We start from the raw sequence: 18,242 nt of genomic DNA on the forward strand, positions 1-18,242 counted from the left end.
AGCGATCGAGCGCGGGCTTCATGCCTTCAGCAGCCATTCGTGCTCGGCGGCATTGTGGAATTTCCAGATCCGCTTCGGCCCGGCCATGACGTTGAGATAATAAAGATCATAGCCATGCGTTGCCGCGCAGGGATGATAGCCCTTCGGCACCAGCGTCACGTCGCCGTCCTCGATTGCCATCGCCTCGTCGAGCGAGCGGTCGTCGGTGTAGACGCGCTGGAAACCGAAACCCTGTGGCGGGTTGAGGCGGTGGTAGTAAGTCTCCTCCAGGAAGCTCTCGTTCGGGAGGTCGTCCTGATCGTGCTTGTGCGGCGGATAGGAGGAGGTATGGCCACCCGGCGTGATCACCTCGACGACGAGCAGCGAATGCGCCGAATTATCGTCCTCAGGCATGATGTTGTTGACGTAGCGCACATTCGTGCCCTTGCCGCGCGTCACCTGCGGATGCGTGCCGGGCGGGATCGCCTTTGCCTCATAGCCGCCGCCGCCGGGCGCCGAGCAGACAGCCAGTTCCAGATCGGTCTCCGCCGTGACCGACCACGTCGAGCCCATCGGGATATAAAGCGCATGCGGCGCCCCGTCGAAGGGATTCATCCGCTCGCCGAGCGTCCCGAAATCCTTCGCGCCGGCCGACGCCTTGCCTTTGCCTGTCACCCAGACCAGGCAGACTTCCCGATCGCCGGTCTCGCCCGAAACCGTCTCGCCCGGCTTGATGCGGTGCAGATCAAAGCCGACATAGGTCCAGCCGGCATTTTCCGGGGTGACATGCGTGACGCGGCCATGTGTGCCGGATGGTTTCACCTTGAGGTTTGGCATTGGTGTTTCTCCTCGTATGTTGGTGGGCGCAGCCCCCTCATCCGGCTGCCGCCACCTTCTCCCCGAGGGGAGAAGGGATATGCCGCGCCGTCGCTTTTCGCTTCTCCCCTTAGGGAGAAGGGGGGCGGATGAGGGGGCCGCTTGCTCCAGCGGTCCGGTCAGTTCGTCCCTCTTGTGAGGGGGGTCTTTCGGCCCGTTACCCCTTCGGAAAGCCTTCCGTTTCCACAGTATAACCAGCCGCGGTCATGACGCGCATCAGTTCGGCATGGCCGATCTCGGCCATTTTCTGCGGCGGCGCCTTGCGCGGATCCTGTTCGGCCTCGACGACGAACCAGCCTTCATAGCCATGGTCGGCGAAGCGTTGGACGATGGCGCCGAAATCGAGCGAGCCGTCGCCCGGCACTGTGAAGGCGCCAAGCGCCACGGCGTCGAGGAAAGACTGCCGGCTGCGGTCGAGCCCATCCACGACGGATTGACGAATGTCCTTGACGTGGACGTGGTTGATGCGCGCGTGGTGATTGTCGATGGCGCGCAGCACATCGCCGCCGGCAAAGGCCAGATGCCCGGCGTCGAGCAACAGCGGAATACCTTCGCCCGAAGAGCGCATGAAGGCGTCGAGTTCCGGTTCGGTTTCGACGACGGCGGCCATGTGGTGGTGATAGGAGAGCGGCATGCCCTTCTCAGCGCACCATTCGCCGAATTCCGTGACGCGGCGCGCATAGGCCTTCATCTCGTCGTCGGAAAGGCGCGGCTTGGTCGCGAGCGGCTTGGAGCGGTCGCCCTGAATGGAGCGGCCAACTTCGCCATAGACGATGCAGGGCGCGTTGACGGCCTTGAACAGCTCGATCATCGGCGCAATGCGGTCCTTGTTGGCCGAGAGCTCCTCATTGACAAGCGTGCCGGAGAACCAGCCGCCGCACAGCGTCACGTCCGCGGCGCGCAGGATCGGCAGCATCTCTTCCGGGTTACTGGGGAAACGGCGGCCTTGCTCCATGCCGGTGAAACCGGCGCTGCGCGATTGCCGCAGGCATTCTTCGAGCGACACATCGTCACTAAGCTCAGGAAGGTCGTCGTTCCACCATGCGATGGGCGACATGCCGAGTTTGGCCTTCATCAATATTCTCCTTAAAGACATTGCGGAGGAGCGGGTCGGCTCCTGCGGAAAAACGGGTTAACCTGTTCAGCCAATGCGCTGGGAGCCGCGGGCTTCGACATAACCCTTGCGCGCCTGGTTGACTTCTTCGCGCGGGCTGACTTCCGGCACCGCGACATCCCACCAATGGCCGCCGGCCTCAGTGGTGATCAAGGGATCGGTGTCGATGACGAAGACGGATGTACGATCGTTCTTCTTAGAAGAGACGATCGCCTGCTCGAGTTCGGCGATTGAACTAACCTTGACAGCGATGGCGCCCATGCTTTCGGCATGCGCGCGAAAATCGATCTCAGGCATCACCTCGTGATAGGAGTCCTTGAGCAGATTGTTGAAGTTGGCGCCGCCGGTTCCCATCTGCAACCGGTTGATGCAGCCGTAGCCGCGATTGTCGAGCACGACGATGTTGAGTTTCACCCCAACCATGACCGAGGTCGCAATCTCGGAGTTCATCATCATGTAGGAACCGTCGCCGACCATGACGACGACATCCCGTTCAGGGCGCGCCATCTTGGCGCCGAGCCCGCCGGCGATCTCGTAACCCATGCAGGAGAAGCCGTATTCCATGTGATAGCTGCCCGGCGCCGTCGCCGGCCAGAGCTTGTGCAATTCGCCGGGCAGACCACCGGCGGCGCAAAGCACGGTCGTGTTCTCGCCGCCGAGCGTGCGGGCCACCGCGCCGATCACCTGCGCATCGGAAGGCAGGGCGGTGTTGGTCGCCGCCATAGCTTTGGTGGCAGCCTCCATCCAGACCTTCTTTTCCGCCGTTGCCTTCTCGGTAAGTGCCGCCGGCGCCTTCCAGCCGGAAAGGCCTGCCGAAAGCGCCTTCAGCCCTTCGCGCGCATCAGCCACCACAGGGTGGCTGTCGTGCTTCACCGCGTCATAGGCGGCGATGTTGAGGCCGACCATCTTCAGGCTGTCATTTTTGAACAGCGCCCAGGAGCCGGTCGTGAAATCCTGGCAGCGCGTGCCGACGGCGATGACGAGATCCGTCTCTTCGGCGATTGCGTTCGCCGCCGAGGTGCCGGTGACGCCGACCGAGCCGAGCGCCAGCGGATGGGTCTCGTTGATCGACGACTTGCCGGCCTGAGTGACAACGACGGGGATGGCGTGAGTTTCGGCAAAGGCGGCGAGTTCCTTCGTCGCCTGCGAATAGAGCACGCCGCCGCCGGCAACGATCACCGGCTTCTCAGATGCCTTGATCAGCGCGATGGCATTTGCCAGTTCGTCCGCATCCGGCTGCGGCCTGCGGGTCGCCCAGACCTTTTCCTGAAACAGGCTTTCCGGATAATCGAAGGCCTCGGCCTGAACGTCCTGGCAGAGCGACAATGTCACCGGCCCGCAATCGAGCGGATCGGTCAGCACCTGCATGGCGCGCTTCAGCGCCGTGATGATCTGCTCCGGCCGGGTAATCCGATCGAAGTAACGCGAAACCGGGCGGAATGCATCATTGGCTGATACGGTGCCGTCGCCGAAATCCTCGATCTGCTGCAGCACCGGATCCGGCGCGCGGTTGGCGAAGACGTCGCCGGGCAGGAAGAGAACCGGAATGCGGTTGACATGCGCGACGCCCGCGGCCGTCACCATGTTCAGTGCGCCGGGACCGATCGAGGTCGTGCAGGCCATGAAGCGCGTGCGGAAGTTTGCCTTGGCATAGGCGATCGCGGCATGCGCCATGCCCTGCTCGTTGTGGGCGCGGTAGGTCGTCAATTCCCCGCGCACCTGATAAAGCGCCTCGCCGATGCCGGCGACGTTGCCGTGGCCGAAGATCGCCCAGACGCCGCCGAAGATCGGCACCTTTTTGCCGTCGACAACAGTCATCTGTACTTTCAGGAAATGCGCGACGGCCTGCGCCATCGTCAACCGTATCGTCTTGCCCATCGGGGCCTCCCGCAATCTTCGTTCTAGTTGGTTTCCCCTCCCCAACCTCTCCCCACAAAGGGGAGGGGCCACTCGTTGGGCTCGCCGCATTTCACCGCAACCTTCCGTCCGCACCAGAGCTCGTTTGTGGTGTGAAGCGATGCCTCAACTTAAGTCCCTCCCCCTTGTGGGGAGGGGTTGGGGAGGGGTCTAATTCTCAGTGAAGCCCACGCGTCTTAAGCCAAGCCTCTGTCAATTGCCGGAAGCGGCCGGCCATGTCGGCGATTGCCGCCTCGTCGCTTATCTCGCCGGAGAGCCAGGCGCGCGCCGGATCGGCAAAGATTGTCCGGCCGACGGCGAAGCCCTTCACCGAGGGAGCCGCCAGCGTCGCCTCGAAACAGGAGATCAGTTCCTCTGCGGGCGCTTCGAGCCCGAGAAGGACGATACCACGGCACCATGGATCATTTTTGGCAATCACCGCATCGATCTTCTTCCAGGCTTCGCCGGAAGCCTGTGGCTCCAGCTTCCACCAGTCAGGCTTGATGCCGAGCGCGTAGAGTTCCTCCAGCGCGGTGGCGATCGTATCGTCGGTGAGCGGCCCGTTCTTGCCGGCGATGATTTCCACCAGAAGTTCGCGGCCGACCTTGCGTGCGGCCTCGAATAGCGTGCGCAGCTTCTCCTGCTGCTCCGTCTTCAATTCGGCTGGATCGTCGGGATGATAGAAGCACAGGCACTTGATGCAATGGCTGAGCGGCCATTCGACAAGCTGCGAGCCGATATCCTGGCTGAATTCGAAGCGCAGCGGCTTCGAGCCCGGCAGTTCGACAGGCCGGCCGATCCAGGAGAAATTCTTCGTCGCCGCATCGAAGAAGGCGTCGCGGCCGAATCGCTCGTCGATCAGCATGCCGTAGCCGTCGCGGCCGTTCGAAACGCGTGCTGCCGCCTCGACCGCCAGTCGCTTGAAGGCGACGATCTTCTTGTGGTCGACGCCGAGCTCGTCGGCGACGCTGACGAGCTGCGAGCGGTGGTCGATCGCAAGCGCCATCAGAAGCGGGATTTCGCCGCGGCGGGTGGATGCCCAGTGAATATGGTTGATCGACTCGTCCTTGCGCAGCGCCCGATGTTTGCTGCCGGTCTTCAGGAAGAAGTCGAGTTCGGCCCAGGTCGGATATTCCGGCGAGCATAGCAGGCGAGAGACCGCGAAGGCGCCGCAGGCATTGGCCCAGGTGGCGCAGGTCTGCAGCGGCTCGTCGCGCAGGAAGCCGCGCAGGAAGCCGGACATGAAGGCGTCGCCGGCGCCGAGAACGTTGAATACTTCGATGGGGAAGCCCTGGCCGACGATGCCGGCTTCGAGATCGTCGGCAATCGGCCCGTCATAGACGATGCAGCCCATGGCGCCGCGCTTGAGCACGATCGTCGCCGGCGTCAGCCGCCGGATCTCCTTCAGCGCGCCGAGCACGTCATCGGCGCCGGATGCGATGAGGATTTCCTCTTCAGTGCCGACAATGAGATCGCAATCGGGCAGCGTTTCCTTCATCTTCGAGGAGACTCGGTCGGATTTCACATAGCGTTCGAAGCCTTCCGCATGGCCGGCAAGGCCCCAGAGGTTCGGCCGGTAGTCGATGTCGAAGATAACCTTGCGGCCGTTCTCCTTAGCGATGCGGATTGCCTTGCGTTGCGCGGCTTCGGTGTTGGGCCGCGAAAAATGCGTGCCGGAAACGAGAACGGCGCGCGACGATTTGATGAAGTTCTCGTCGATATCGCCTTCCTCGAGCGCCATATCGGCGCAGTCGGAGCGATAAAAGATCATCGGCGACACGCCCTCGGCCTCGACCGCCAGCAGCACCAGCGCCGTCAGCCGTTCCTTGTCGGTGACGATGCCATCGGTCGCCACGCCCTCGCGTGCCGCCTGCTCGCGGATGAAGCGTCCCATCTGCTCGTCGCCGACGCGGGTGATGAGGCCGGACTTGAGGCCGAGCCGCGCCGTGCCGATGGCGATATTGGACGGGCAGCCGCCGACGGATTTGGCGAAGGAGGCGATGTCCTCCAGTCGCGAACCGATCTGCTGGCCGTAAAGATCGACCGAGGAGCGGCCGATGGTGATTACATCAAGCGCCGGCTCCGGCTGTGAACCCGGATTCGATTGTACCATGATGTCCTCCCGCTAGATTTTGCGCGGCTTCCAGTGCCTGCGAATGTCAATAATGAAACATTGGTTCCGATATTTTGTCAATTCGGAATGTTTATTCCATTTTCTCTTTTCCAGCTTTGTGATGCTGACGCTTGCGACGCCGCTCGGCGATCGCAACCGGCAGCGCCATGGTGAGCGCCATCGACGCTGAAAGCGAGCGGAACCCGGCGAAATCCGCTTCCGCCACCTCGAACCAATGCGTGGCGCAGGCGGCGAGCGGCGAAAAGGCCGAATCGGTAATCGCAATAACGGGGACGCCGCGATCGGCAAGCTCCTGGCTTTGGCTGAGGCTGTCGGCTGCATAGGGCGAGAAGCTCGCAGCGATCGCCGCATCCCTCGGCGATGCGAACTGCACCATTTCAGGATCGACTCCGTTCGGCGAGGCGACGATCTGATGGCGGATGTTGAGCTTGGAAAATGCGTAGCTCATGTGCGCCGTCAGCGGATAGGAGCGGCGCTTGGCGATCAGGTAGATCGTTTCGGCGGTGGCGAGGATATCCACCGCCTTCGTGAACGTCTCGCTTTGAACCGTCGCAGCCAGCCGGTTGACCGACTGGTTCGCCGCGGCAATGAATCCGGAAAGCAGGTTGGCGTCTTCGTCGTCGCCGCTCGTTTGCTCCAGTGTGACGAGCCGCTCTTCATAGCTCAGTGTCCGGTCGCGCAGTCTTTCGCGGAAGATGCTCTGCAGATCGGAAAAGCCTTCATAACCGAGATGATGCGCGAGGCGTACCAGGGTCGAAGGCTGGACGTCGGAGGCGGCCGCGATGCTCGCCGTCGTGCCAAAGGCGATTTCGTCGGGATTGCCGAGCGCGAAGGCGGCGACCTGCGCCAGCCGCTTCGGCATGTTCGCCTTACGCTCGATGATGGTGCTGCGCAGGCTTTCGAAATCGCGCGGCACGCGCGCGTGCCTTTGGGGATCATTATCCATGCTTGCGGCTCACGGGATGAAACAAATATTCCATATCGCCGAGCATAGACGATTTCGAACGGCGCGCCTAATTGTTTTTAATCACCTGAAATTGAATGGGTTTTATACAATCGCACCGAAAAATGAAGGCCATATGCCTGCCAGCGGTCTCTTGTCAAAATGATCCAAATATTCCAAAAATCCGCGCACACTTCTGGAGGAGACGGAAATGAAGCCACTTGGCATCGGTTTGATCGGCACGGGTTATATGGGCAAGTGCCACGCGCTGGCCTGGAATGCGGTGAAGACCGTGTTCGGCGATGTCGAGCGTCCGCGGCTCGTGCACCTGGCTGAAGCCAATGCCGGGCTTGCCGAGGCCCGTGCCGGCGAGTTCGGCTTCGAGAAGGCAACGGCCGACTGGCGGGCGCTGATCGCCGACCCCGAGGTCGACGTCGTTTCCGTCACCACGCCCAACCAGTTCCACGCCGAGATGGCGATTGCAGCCCTGGAAGCCGGCAAGCATGTCTGGTGTGAGAAGCCGATGGCGCCCGCCTATGCCGATGCCGAGCGCATGCTGGCGACGGCCGAGCGTTCCGGCAAGGTTGCCGTTCTCGGCTATAATTACATTCAGAATCCCGTCATGCGGCACATCAGGAAGCTTGTCGGCGACGGTGCCATCGGTACGGTCAATCATGTCCGAGTCGAAATGGACGAGGATTTCATGGCCGATCCCGACGTCTTCTTTTATTGGAAGAGCGAGCTTTCCGCCGGCTATGGTGCGCTTGACGATTTCGCCGTGCACCCGCTGTCGTTGCTCTGGTATCTTTTTGGCCACGTCGAGGCCGTCATAACAGACATGGTGAAGCCCTATGCCGACCGTCCGCTCAACCAGGGTGGCCGCCGTGCCGTCGAAAATCACGATGCCGCCAATGTGCTGATGCGGCTCGGCGGCGGCATCTCCGCGGTGTTGATGGCGAATCGCGCCGCCTGGGGTCGCAAGGGGCGGATCGCCCTGCAGATTTACGGCTCGAAAGGCTCGATCCTCTATGACCAGGAGCGCATGAACGAGTTCGAACTCTATCAGGCAGAAGGCCCCGGTTCGGAGCAGGGCTTCCGCAAGATACTGGCGGCGCCTGCCCATCGGCCCTATGATCGCTTCATCCCGGCTCCTGGCCATGGCCTCGGCTTCAATGATCTGAAGATCATCGAGTGCCGCGAGCTGATCCGGGCAATATCGGGCGAGCCGTCGTCGATCGTAACATTTAAAGACGGTCTCAGGATAGAAAAGTCGGTGCATGCCATGGCACAGTCCTTCCACGAGCGTCGCTGGATCGAAATCGGCTGAATGTAAGAAGCCGCTTTCCGTTGACGGCGCATGGGGCAGGGGATAGGCCTTGGCGTAAGTGTCGAGCCTAGTTTCAGGAGTGAGATCGTGACGGATAAAGTGGTGATCATCGGCGCGGGACAGGCGGGTTTCGCCTTGGCGGCCAAACTGCGTGCTTTGAAGGATACGCGCCCGATCACCCTCATCGGCGCCGAGGATGTAGCCCCCTATCAGCGCCCGCCGCTTTCGAAGAAATATCTGCTCGGCGAAATGAGCTTCGACCGCCTGCTGTTCCGCCCGGAACACTGGTATGCCGACAACGACGTCGATCTTCGCCTTTCGACCTGGGCCGAGCAGATCGAGCGGGACAGCAAGCAAGTTCTGCTGCAGGACGGCTCCGTTCTCGACTACGGCACGCTGGTGCTCGCCACCGGCTCGACGCCGCGCCGGCTGCCGGCGGCAATCGGCGGCGATCTCGAAGGCGTCTATGTCGCCCGCGACAAGCGCGATGCCGATCTGCTGGCCGATGAAATGCGCCCCGGCCGGCGCGTCCTCATCATCGGCGGCGGTTACATCGGCCTCGAGGCTGCGGCAGTCGCCCGCCATCGCGGCCTTGAGGTCACGGTCATCGAAATGGCCGATCGCATCCTGCAGCGTGTCGCGGCGAAGGAAACGGCCGACCTCATGCGCGCCATTCACGAGAGCCACGACGTAGTGATCCGCGAGAAGACCGGCCTGAAACATTTGATCGGCAAGGATGGTCGGGTTTCCGGCGCCGCCCTTTCCGACGGATCGGTCATCGACGTCGATTTCGTCGTCGTCGGCATCGGCGTCGTGCCGAACGACCAGCTTGCCAAGGAAGCCGGCCTCGAAGTCGCCAACGGCATCATCGTCGATGAATTCGCCCGCACCTCCGATCCGGCGATTTTTGCGGCCGGCGATTGCGCCGCACTTCCATGGCAGGGTGGGCGCATCAGACTCGAATCGGTGCAGAACGCCGTCGACCAGGCTGAAGCTGCGGCAGCCGTTATCGCCGGCGGCGGCGAGCCCTATGAGCCGAAGCCGTGGTTCTGGTCCGACCAGTACGACGTCAAGCTGCAGATTGCCGGCTTCAATCTCGGCTATGACGACACGCTGCTGCGTCCCGGCGCCCGCGAAGGTGCTCATTCGATCTGGTACTTCAGGGAAGGTCGGCTGATCGCGGTCGACGCGATCAATGACGCAAAGGCTTATGTGACCGGCAAGAAGCTTCTGGAATCTGGCACCAATCCCGATCGAGCGATCCTCGCCGACCCCTCGGCCGATCTCAAGAGCCTCTTGAGCTGAGTCCGCAAGCGCGCGCCGCCAGGCGCGTGCGGTTGAAGGACGATCGGCCGAGCTTTCGGGGGCGGGCGCAGACGAGCGATTGTTCTCGCTGTCCGTCAAAAGCCGAAACGCCGGCCCCTGCATTTCTTCTGGTGAAAACTGAAAAAACCCTTGCATTCAAAGACCGCTCACCCTAGTTAGGCCGCACCGGAGAGGTGGCCGAGTGGTCGAAGGCGCTCCCCTGCTAAGGGAGTATACGTCAAAAGCGTATCGTGGGTTCGAATCCCATCTTCTCCGCCACTTTGATTTCCACCGCGTGTCTCTGGTCTCAACTTCCGTCGGCGAAACACGGCCGCTTAATCGGCTATCCCTGCCAGTCGCGACAAGGGAGAATCGCTTCGAAGAGAGAGAATCGCTGGCGGGAATCACGTCCCGCGCTTCAGCCGTCAGGCTGTGATCGGTGAACGTCCGGTTACCCTTTCGGAACTGCCATCTCTTCCGCAATAGCCCGAACTTGTCAAAAACGTGTCGCAAATGCGTCGGAAGACGCATGTCCAGCTCTTTGTCGACTTCGGCTAAGCAGCGGCAAAATCAGGCTTTTCTTAACAAAGCATAAAGGAAATCGGGGCCGGTTGCCCGACTTGTGTCCTTTCGGCAACAGAATGTCGGGAAGGCTCCCGCAAACCACCCATTCGAGTAAGTTGGTGATTGCGTGACGGCCGCCGTCTTGTATTTTCACCCTCGGAAGCAAGGGCGACGGATCGTCCACTTCTTAAAACACGGGGATGGGGCAGGGAACGCTGCTCAGCGAAAGATCCCAAACCCGATCGAAACTTTGAATTGGAGGTCATTTATGAACATCAAGAGCCTTCTTCTCGGCTCCGCTGCTGCTCTCGCAGTAGTTTCCGGTGCTCAGGCTGCTGACGCTATTGTTGCTGCCGAGCCGGAACCGGTTGAATATGTTCGCGTCTGCGACGCTTACGGCACCGGCTACTTCTACATCCCGGGCACCGAAACCTGCCTCAAGATCAACGGCTACATCCGTTTCCAGGTTAACGTTGGCGATCAAGTCGGCGCTAACGATGATCGTGGTAACGACTCCGATTGGGATGCCGTCACTCGCGGCCAGGTTCAGTTCACCGCCAAGAGCGACACCGAGTACGGTCCGCTGACCGGCGTCATCGTCATGCAGTTCAATGCTGACAACGCTTCGGACCAGAACGCCAAGCTCGACTCCGCTTACCTCGACATCGCAGGCTTCCGCGCTGGTCTGTTCTACAGCTGGTGGGACGATGGTCTTTCGGGCGAAACCGACGATATCGGTTCTCCGGTCACGCTGCATAACTCCATCCGTTATCAGTATGAAACCGACGCCTTCTACGCTGGCATCAGCGTCGACGAACTGGAAGACGGCTTCTTCAAGTCTGACGAAGATCCGAACAACGTCGGCGTTGCCGTCGGCCTCGGCGGCAAGGGTGGTATCTTCAGCTACCAGATCACTGCCGGCTACGACGTCGACAACGAAGAAGGCGCCGTCCGCGCTATGGGTACGGTTGACATCGGTCCCGGCACGCTCGGCCTCGCAGCCGTCTACGCCACCGGCCCGAGCTCCTACTACACCGCAGCTGAATGGGCTATCGCTGCCGAATACGCTATCAAGGCAACCGACAAGCTCAAGATCACCCCCGGCGTCCAGTACTACAGCGACTACGGTGTTGACGGCAACGACTTCGCCGACGGCGATGCCTGGAAGGTTGGCCTGACGGTTGATTACCAGATCGTCGACAACTTCTACGCCAAGGCTTCGGTTCAGTACCTCGATCCGGAAGACGGCGACGACTCCACCTCGGGCTACTTCCGCCTGCAGCGTTCGTTCTAATCTGGTCTGACTTCGGTCGATCAGGAAAGCCCGGCTCTCGAGCCGGGCTTTTTGTTTTGTGCAGGGTAGTGTTTGAATCTCTCAGCTGTCGGAAGCGAGACGATCGCACGATCGCGGAGCCCGCCACGCCGCGGTGGCCGGCGACAGATCACCTCAGGCATAGGCAAAGGCTCTGGTTACACTCACTGCCGGGACATTTCGTGCCATGACTTTCAGATCCTCGCGGACCATCTCCGTAACCAGCTGATCAAGACTGGTCTCGTGTTTCCAGCCAAGCTTCGTATGCGCCTTCGTCGGATCACCGATCAGAAGGTCAACTTCAGTCGGGCGGAAATAAGCCGGATCGATCTCCACCACGCACCGACCGGATGTCTTGTCATACCCCTTTTCCTCAACCCCGTTGCCACGCCAATCAATCGGCATGCCCACTTTGGCAAAGGCCTTGTCGACAAAGGAGCGAACCGAGTGCGTTTCGCCGGTTGCAAGGACATAGTCCTCCGGTTCGTCCTGTTGCAGCATCAGCCACATCCCACGGACATATTCGCGCGCATGTCCCCAGTCGCGCTGTGCATCCAAATTGCCGAGATAGAGCCGCTCCTGCAGTCCAAGATGGATCGCAGCCGCCGCCCGGGTGATTTTACGGGTCACGAAGGTCTCGCCGCGGATCGGACTTTCATGATTGAACAAGATGCCGTTCGAGGCGTGCATGCCATATGCCTCGCGATAATTGACCACGATCCAATAGGCGTAGAGCTTGGCCGCTGCGTAGGGTGATCGAGGGTAGAAAGGCGTCGTTTCGCTTTGCGGAACTTCCTGAACTTTGCCGTAGAGCTCTGAGGTGGACGCTTGATAGAAGCGCGTCTTCCTGGTCAGTCCCAGGAGGCGAATTGCTTCAAGCAGCCGAAGTGCGCCGGTTCCATCCGCGTTGGCCGTATATTCCGGCGTCTCGAAAGAGACTTGAACGTGGCTCTGTGCTGCGAGGTTATAGATCTCGTCCGGCTGCGTTTCCTGAACGACACGGATGAGATTCGTTGAATCGGTCATGTCCCCGAAATGCAAGATGAACCGGGGATTGTCGACATGCGGATCCTCGTATAGATGCTCGATGCGGCTGGTGTTGAAGGACGATGAGCGTCGCTTGAGGCCGTGAACAATATAGCCCTTCTCCAAGAGAAACTCGGCCAGGTACGCACCGTCCTGACCTGTTATACCGGTAATCAGCGCAACCTTGTTTTTATTCTTCACTACGGTCTCCGTAATTTGTTTCGGCGGAATCAGATGTGAATGCTGTCCAGGTTCAGGTGAATTCGTGGTATTTCCTCAATGATTTCACAAACAATTCCGAATCGCTGAAGTTGTACATGGCGTGTTGTTTCGGATTGACGTTGTTTATGGCAACGCAAAGCTCCGCGTTGCGTGCGGTCCTCAGCTGATGTAAGCAAAATTCGACGGCGCGACGGCTCGTCTTACCCCATTTAACCACCACGAGCGTTCGTTCTGCTAAGGCCGTCAGATGCATCGTATCAGCCGAGGCGAGCACGGGTGCGCTGTCGAAGATGACGACTTGGCCCAGCGAGGCGGCCATCGAGATGATGTCAGCCGCATCCGTCATGCGGGCGCGCCGATGGAGAGTGGCATTGCCGGCCGGAATGAAGTCGATGCCGCTCGGATGGTGATCGATGATGTCCCGGATTCCAGCCTGTCCACACAGGAATTCGTTCAATCCCTGCTGTAGCTCTGACTTGAAAAACGAGTCGAGATTTCCGTGTCTGAGGTCGCCATCAACAAGTAGCACCGGAATCCCGTTGGCGGCGAGATCGATTGCCAGTGATCTGGCGACAAGCGACTTGCCCTCTCCGCTGTGAGCCGACGTCACGACAATACTGTTAGGCAGCTTTCCGCCGTTGGACTGTTTAAGCGAAGTTATGACGGAGCGAATTGCTTCGTCAAACATCCCGTCTTGAATGTACCCAAAGAGCATAGATGGATCCCCCCGGTCCTTCCGTTTCAGGCGCGGGATGAATCCGGCCGGCGCAACGCGAGGCATTCCGGCCATCTGATCGAAGCTGCGGACCGAGTTATCCAGCATCTCGACCACGAAAGCGGCTGTTACCGCGATCGATATCGAAGCCAGGAGGGCGCCGACCAGATAGAAAAGTCGTCCGCGCCCCTGCGGTGCCAGCGGTACTGCCGCCGGTGACAGAACTTCCAGTTCCGCTCCCGGCAGCATGGCTTGCGCAGCCAGGCCACGGCGCTGCTCCTCGAGCTTATCAAGCGCGGTCTGCTCCTTGTCAGACATGCGTTGGAGTCGCGCCAGCTCCGTTTGCGCCAGGGCAGAGCGAGCGCGTTTCTCATGAGCAGCCGCCAAGGCCGACCGGACCGCGTCGCCTTCATGATCGAGCGCTGCAAGCTTGGAGCGGATGGATTGAAGGTATCGCTCGGCGGCAAGCTTGAGATCGCTGCGGGATTTGAGAATCTTCGCCCGCATATCGATCACGGCTTGGGCCGTGTTGCCATATGTCTCGAGAAGGCGTTCGAGATCTTGCTCCTGCGCACGAAGCTCCCGCTGCATTGCGCCAATGCTGTCGGGAATAACCATATTCTGCAGGGCAAACGAGAGGTCGTCGGCCGCTTCCAGTGCAGCTATCGTTGATCTTGCTTCAGTGCGGCTTTGTTCGATTTTCGTTTGCCGCTCGCCCAGCTCCATTATCGACTTGATCTGTTCAACCTGATCATTGTCATTCGAGACGACGTCCATCGTTTTCTGATACGCGTCGGCGGCATCGCGTGCTGCTGCAGTGCGCTCCTTCTGTTCGGCGATACGCTGCAGAAGCCATTCTTCTGCCGCGTCCAGGCGCCCCCGCAGACCGTCCTTCCGCTCTTCGAGATAGATGCTGATGAGTCGGTTCGGGACCGAGGCCGCCAGTTGGGGGTCGCTCGCATCGAATCCGATCTGAATAACGTCACCCTGGCCATCGCGCCATACGCGCAATGCCTTGTAGTATTTCGGGATGATCGGCTCGATGCTGTTTTGTATCGGCCGGGATTGTTTTTCATTGTCAACCAGACCGCGCAGCATTCCTTGGATCCTGTCGATAAACGACCTCTCCCGCAGCGCCGGATTGAATTCGGCCCACTGATCGAGACGCACGTCGCGGATTACCCGCTCTGCAATGCTTCTCGAAAGAAGCCGTTCGGTCTCCGATGTGGCGTCCAGCGGATCGTTGCGGCCGGATTCCTCCGGGCCGAGTTTCGTCGCCAGAGGCGTGTGGATAATCAGCCGGGACTCGGCATGAAAACTCGGCTTCAATCCCGAAACCATGATTGCGGCGATCGCCATAAACAGCGTGATGATAGCCACGATCATCACCATCCTTCGCCGGATAAGACGCAAGCCCGAAGTGAGGTCAAAGTCGTCCGACCTGGTTTCTACCTGAAACCGGGGATCGTAGCGCATCGACGAGAGCGAGGTGTTGCGGTCTGGCGGGATAGTTGAAATGGTCATCATTCACCAACCGACGTTTGAGGTTGCGCGGAGACGGCGTCATAGAGTTTTTCCAGCGATCGCATGTAGGCCTTCATACTGAACTGATTGAGATAATGAGCCCGGGCCTTGGCTGAGAGGCGGTTGCGGATTTCCGGATGGCTGACGAGTTTCGCCAGCGCCGCAGCCAGGGCATCCTGGTCTCCGACAGGCACGAAGACGCCCGTTTCACCGTCGGAGATGACTTCGCCATGCGCGCCGACGCGCGTGGTAACGACCGCAAGCCCGTGGGCGAGCCCTTCGACCACAGCCATTGCCAAGCCCTCGGCATGCGAAGGTAGGACCAGGATATCTGCCCGTGCACACAAAGCTTGCGCCTCGTCGGCGCCGAGCCAGCCCGGCATTTTCACTAGATCTGAAAGGCCCAAGGCTGCGGCTTGGCGTCGGTAGTCTTCCACAGGTCCGTCGCCGGCCAGCACGGCCCGCCACTGGAGCTCCTTCATAATCGGATGACTTAAGGCAAGCAGAAGCTCCCCAACTCCTTTGCGTTCGCTCAGTCGCCCGAGAAAGACGATCAACGGCATCTTGCCGACGTGAACACTGCGCGCCCCCGGGTCAGGAACACAATTGCGGATGACGGCAACGCGGCGCTCGTCCACGCCCAGAAGCGTCGTTAGCGTCACGCGGTCGCGCTGCCCCAGTGCTACCACCTGGTCGGCATGTTGGAACATCCGGCGTATGAGCATTTGTTGCCGTGGCGAGCGTGCGGCAAAGTCACTCGCATAATCGTAATCGTGCAGGTGTAATATATGAGAGCACCCGAGGAAGCGGGCAGCCTCAGTAAGGATCAGTTTTCTTGCGGTGCTGCCGCGACCGGCGATATGGATATGGTGAATGCGTGTCGGAGCAATTATCCGATCCTTGGCCATCATCAGGATGGCGCCGAGCAGGCGCATCGGCGACGTAACCAGGGACCAGCGAGGCCCTCTGGTGTCGGTGACGAGGTGCTTTTCGCCAGCCTCCTTCGCCGTGCTTGATATATAGCCGACCAGCCTGCCAATTCCGCCGCCGTTCTCGCAACCACCCGGGACATAGTGGCGCACGGTTGCTGCGGCATTCCGCACCGCTATCCGATTCCCCTCCGTGAGCGTCGTCATTCGCATGCTCCGACCACCTCACGATAAACGGCCGCAGCCTGCGCCCCGACCTGTTCAGGCGAATTAGGACCTCTGGCCCAGGCGAGCGCGCTGGTTCCGAAGCTGCTTCTCAGTTCGTTGTTATCTGCTAGTGTTCGGATGGCGCTGGCGAGCTGTTCGACGTCCCCTGGCCGAACCACCATTCCCAGTCCGTTCGGCAGAACGGTGGCGCGCAATTCGCCGACATCGGTCACGATGACCGGTTTGCCAAATGCCGCGGCAAGGTTGAGTACACCGCTCTGCGAGGCCTCCGTGTAGGGAAGAACAACGATATCGGCGTCCAGAAAAAGCTGGGCGACCTCCATATCCTCGATAAAGTGGTTGCGAATATCATAGCGGCCGGCTTCGCCCATAAGAGGTTGGAAGATCCAGGGATCATCGCCGCGGCCGGCGACCGTGATCCGCAGATTGGGGAGCTGGTCCTTCAGCATCGCCTCGGCACGGATCAGATGCTCCAACCCCTTGTAAGCAAAAATCCGCCCGAAAAGCAGGACGCGCAAGGTTCCATCTGCGTGGCGCCGCGTCATCTTGTGCTGTCGAGCAAGTTCCGCGTAGCGATGAATGGCCGGATGCGACAGGACATGGACGCATTCGGGCGATTTTGAATATCGCTCGAGAACCATTCGTTTCAGCCCCTCGCCATGGACGACGACATGGCCTGATTGCCGCACGATCAAGCGCGGAGCCCAGGCAGGCAGCGTTCGGGTGTCGGAATCGCCGGGATGCACGTCAACATCATGGACGGTCGTCACGAGCGGGATCGGCCGCCAGAATGGCGCAGCAAAGTTCAGCCAGAGCGTGGAATTGCTCAGAAGGTGAATGACATTCGGCCGCTCGTGCCGGATGAGACGCGTGAGTTGGTGTAGGAACCAGGGATTGGAGAGCGAGCGGTGCCGTGGCCAGTCCAAAAGGTGCAGATCGACCGCCGGGTCGAAAGAGGAGACAAGGTTGGCGTAGCGCCGACGCGGGACTGCGAGCACGACTTGCAGGTGTTGCGCCACACCACTGGCGAAGGAGATTGTGTAGTCTTCGAGTTCGGAAACCAGCATCAGCGCCTTCATCGTGCTGACTCCGACAAGCTAACCGCCTGACCGCGTCGAGGAAGGTCGCGGGCTGTCCGCAATGCCTCACGCATACGCCTCAGCAAGTTTGGTTCTCCGGCGAAAAAAAAACCTTCCGCGGCAAGTCTGAACCGGGTGCGTGCATCTGCGCCCTCCAGCCTGGCTGAGGCGACCCGATACGGAAAGTGATCGGTCAGACGCAGCCTTGCGGCTAAACCGTGCGCGGAAAGAAACTGGTTCGTCGCGTCAACGACAGTCCGCCAATGGGCCATCCGCTTTCGCAGCATGGCGGCGTCATCGACTGGCCGATACCAGTTATTGTTGTGAATCCGGTAGAATCCGAGTGAATCCGACAGGGCGACAACATCCCCCAGAAATGGGTAGAGGCCCGTGAGCCAGGCATCGGCGGAAATGTGGAACTGCTCGGGAATATCTCCTGCCGCATCCCAGGCGCTGCGTCTTACGGCGATGGCTGACGTCAGTGGGAAGGGCCACCAGCCAGCCGATCTCGCAAGCCGCGACGACAAATCTCCCGAACACAAGGTCCGAGGAATTGGCTTGAAAGCTATTGAGCCATCGGTCTGCGTTGGCTGAAGTCGGTGATAAACAAGCGATGCATGAGGATTCGACTGGAAAGCAGCGGCTGTTGCCGACAGCTTGCCAGGCGCCCACCAGTCATCGGCATCGAGAAAACAGAGGATGTCGCCACTGCTTGCTTTCACAGCGGCATTAATGGCGGCGGCCTGTCCCTGGTTCTCCTGGAAGAGCACCTTCACCTGCTTCTCATAACCTTCGAGAACCGAGCGCGACTGATCGCTCGAGCCGTCATCGACGACGATGATCTCGGCATCAGACGCTCTTTGGCGCAAGGCGCTGTCGATCGCCCGAGGAAGAAAACAACCATAGTTGTAGTTGTTGATGAGGACGCTGATCGTCGGTCGCTCCATGACACCCCCTCTCAAGCGCGTTGCTGCGCGACACATCGGTACGCCGGAGCTGCGAATGCTCGTTCGTTCGGCAACGCGAATTGATGGAAAGAAATGAGAGGCGGACAGGGATCATTCTGCGC

13 protein-coding genes and 1 tRNA gene are annotated in these 18,242 nt (G+C 60.3%); 4 read left to right on the top strand and 10 right to left on the bottom strand.

Translation table 11 applies throughout. The features are described from left to right. Positions 1-18: 18 nt before the first annotated feature. From iolB to NMA58_RS05150, 5 genes are all read right to left on the bottom strand, one after another. Entirely contained in the window at positions 19-816 is a 798-nt protein-coding gene (gene iolB, locus NMA58_RS05130) for a 5-deoxy-glucuronate isomerase (RefSeq protein WP_097599772.1), read from the bottom strand. Between the two features lie 196 nt (positions 817-1,012). Further along, positions 1,013-1,930, bottom strand: a complete 918-nt coding sequence (gene iolE / locus NMA58_RS05135; RefSeq protein WP_285193128.1) for a myo-inosose-2 dehydratase — start codon at positions 1,928-1,930, stop codon at positions 1,013-1,015. Between the two features lie 66 nt (positions 1,931-1,996). Beyond that, positions 1,997-3,847, bottom strand: coding sequence for a 3D-(3,5/4)-trihydroxycyclohexane-1,2-dione acylhydrolase (decyclizing) (gene iolD / locus NMA58_RS05140; RefSeq protein WP_434712603.1), 1,851 nt, complete (start codon positions 3,845-3,847; stop codon positions 1,997-1,999). A 196-nt stretch (positions 3,848-4,043) separates the two neighbouring features. Beyond that, positions 4,044-5,978, bottom strand: a complete 1,935-nt coding sequence (locus tag NMA58_RS05145) for a bifunctional 5-dehydro-2-deoxygluconokinase/5-dehydro-2-deoxyphosphogluconate aldolase (protein ID WP_430957839.1) — start codon at positions 5,976-5,978, stop codon at positions 4,044-4,046. Between the two features lie 91 nt (positions 5,979-6,069). Further along, positions 6,070-6,945 (bottom strand): MurR/RpiR family transcriptional regulator, encoded by an 876-nt coding sequence (locus NMA58_RS05150; protein ID WP_097599768.1) that lies wholly within the window; start codon positions 6,943-6,945, stop codon positions 6,070-6,072. Between the two features lie 208 nt (positions 6,946-7,153). On the opposite strand from NMA58_RS05150, the gene NMA58_RS05155 reads away from it, so the two are divergent. The 4 genes from NMA58_RS05155 (at position 7,154) to NMA58_RS05170 (ending at position 11,432) form a co-directional block, all read left to right on the top strand. Next, positions 7,154-8,269 carry a Gfo/Idh/MocA family protein gene (locus NMA58_RS05155; protein ID WP_434712605.1) on the top strand — a complete coding sequence of 372 codons (1,116 nt, stop codon included), beginning with the start codon at positions 7,154-7,156 and terminating at the stop codon, positions 8,267-8,269. 87 nt (positions 8,270-8,356) lie between these two features. After that, positions 8,357-9,574, top strand: coding sequence for an NAD(P)/FAD-dependent oxidoreductase (locus NMA58_RS05160; RefSeq protein WP_434712606.1), 1,218 nt, complete (start codon positions 8,357-8,359; stop codon positions 9,572-9,574). Between the two features lie 188 nt (positions 9,575-9,762). After that, positions 9,763-9,853, top strand: a tRNA-Ser gene (locus NMA58_RS05165). A 553-nt stretch (positions 9,854-10,406) separates the two neighbouring features. Continuing rightward, complete coding sequence (locus NMA58_RS05170) at positions 10,407-11,432, top strand: porin (protein WP_434712607.1); 1,026 nt, start codon at positions 10,407-10,409, stop codon at positions 11,430-11,432. A gap of 153 nt (positions 11,433-11,585) precedes the next feature. On the opposite strand, the gene gmd is transcribed toward NMA58_RS05170, so the two are convergent. The 5 genes from gmd to NMA58_RS05195 are packed head-to-tail and all read right to left on the bottom strand — an operon-like array spanning position 11,586 to position 18,120. After that, complete coding sequence (gene gmd / locus NMA58_RS05175; RefSeq protein WP_434712608.1) at positions 11,586-12,677, bottom strand: GDP-mannose 4,6-dehydratase; 1,092 nt, start codon at positions 12,675-12,677, stop codon at positions 11,586-11,588. A gap of 52 nt (positions 12,678-12,729) precedes the next feature. Continuing rightward, positions 12,730-14,937, bottom strand: coding sequence for a GumC family protein (locus NMA58_RS05180; RefSeq protein ID WP_434713511.1), 2,208 nt, complete (start codon positions 14,935-14,937; stop codon positions 12,730-12,732). Further along, a complete protein-coding gene (locus NMA58_RS05185) occupies positions 14,937-16,079 on the bottom strand; it encodes a glycosyltransferase family 4 protein (RefSeq protein ID WP_434712609.1) in 1,143 nt (380 codons plus the stop codon). Before NMA58_RS05185 ends, NMA58_RS05180 begins: the two co-directional genes overlap by 1 nt. Beyond that, complete coding sequence (locus NMA58_RS05190) at positions 16,070-17,173, bottom strand: glycosyltransferase family 4 protein (protein WP_434712610.1); 1,104 nt, start codon at positions 17,171-17,173, stop codon at positions 16,070-16,072. Before NMA58_RS05190 ends, NMA58_RS05185 begins: the two co-directional genes overlap by 10 nt. Continuing rightward, a complete protein-coding gene (locus tag NMA58_RS05195) occupies positions 17,170-18,120 on the bottom strand; it encodes a glycosyltransferase family 2 protein (RefSeq protein WP_434712611.1) in 951 nt (316 codons plus the stop codon). The genes NMA58_RS05190 and NMA58_RS05195 overlap by 4 nt, the downstream gene beginning before the upstream one ends. Positions 18,121-18,242 lie beyond the last annotated feature (122 nt).

This window comes from Rhizobium sp. YTUHZ045 (genome assembly GCF_051124255.1).
In the GTDB taxonomy this organism is placed as follows: Bacteria; Pseudomonadota; Alphaproteobacteria; order Rhizobiales; family Rhizobiaceae; genus Rhizobium.

What these genes read in the sequence shown, in the direction of transcription:
- iolB (WP_097599772.1), bottom strand. Translation starts at nt 816, where the DNA reads ATGCCAAACCTCAAGGTGAAACCATCCGGCACACATGGCCGCGTCACG.
- iolE (WP_285193128.1), bottom strand. Translation starts at nt 1,930, where the DNA reads ATGAAGGCCAAACTCGGCATGTCGCCCATCGCATGGTGGAACGACGAC.
- iolD (WP_434712603.1), bottom strand. Translation starts at nt 3,847, where the DNA reads ATGGGCAAGACGATACGGTTGACGATGGCGCAGGCCGTCGCGCATTTC.
- NMA58_RS05145 (WP_430957839.1), bottom strand. Translation starts at nt 5,978, where the DNA reads ATGGTACAATCGAATCCGGGTTCACAGCCGGAGCCGGCGCTTGATGTA.
- NMA58_RS05150 (WP_097599768.1), bottom strand. Translation starts at nt 6,945, where the DNA reads ATGGATAATGATCCCCAAAGGCACGCGCGCGTGCCGCGCGATTTCGAA.
- NMA58_RS05155 (WP_434712605.1), top strand. Translation starts at nt 7,154, where the DNA reads ATGAAGCCACTTGGCATCGGTTTGATCGGCACGGGTTATATGGGCAAG.
- NMA58_RS05170 (WP_434712607.1), top strand. Translation starts at nt 10,407, where the DNA reads ATGAACATCAAGAGCCTTCTTCTCGGCTCCGCTGCTGCTCTCGCAGTA.
- NMA58_RS05180 (WP_434713511.1), bottom strand. Translation starts at nt 14,937, where the DNA reads ATGACCATTTCAACTATCCCGCCAGACCGCAACACCTCGCTCTCGTCG.
- NMA58_RS05185 (WP_434712609.1), bottom strand. Translation starts at nt 16,079, where the DNA reads ATGCGAATGACGACGCTCACGGAGGGGAATCGGATAGCGGTGCGGAAT.
- NMA58_RS05190 (WP_434712610.1), bottom strand. Translation starts at nt 17,173, where the DNA reads ATGAAGGCGCTGATGCTGGTTTCCGAACTCGAAGACTACACAATCTCC.
- NMA58_RS05195 (WP_434712611.1), bottom strand. Translation starts at nt 18,120, where the DNA reads ATGGAGCGACCGACGATCAGCGTCCTCATCAACAACTACAACTATGGT.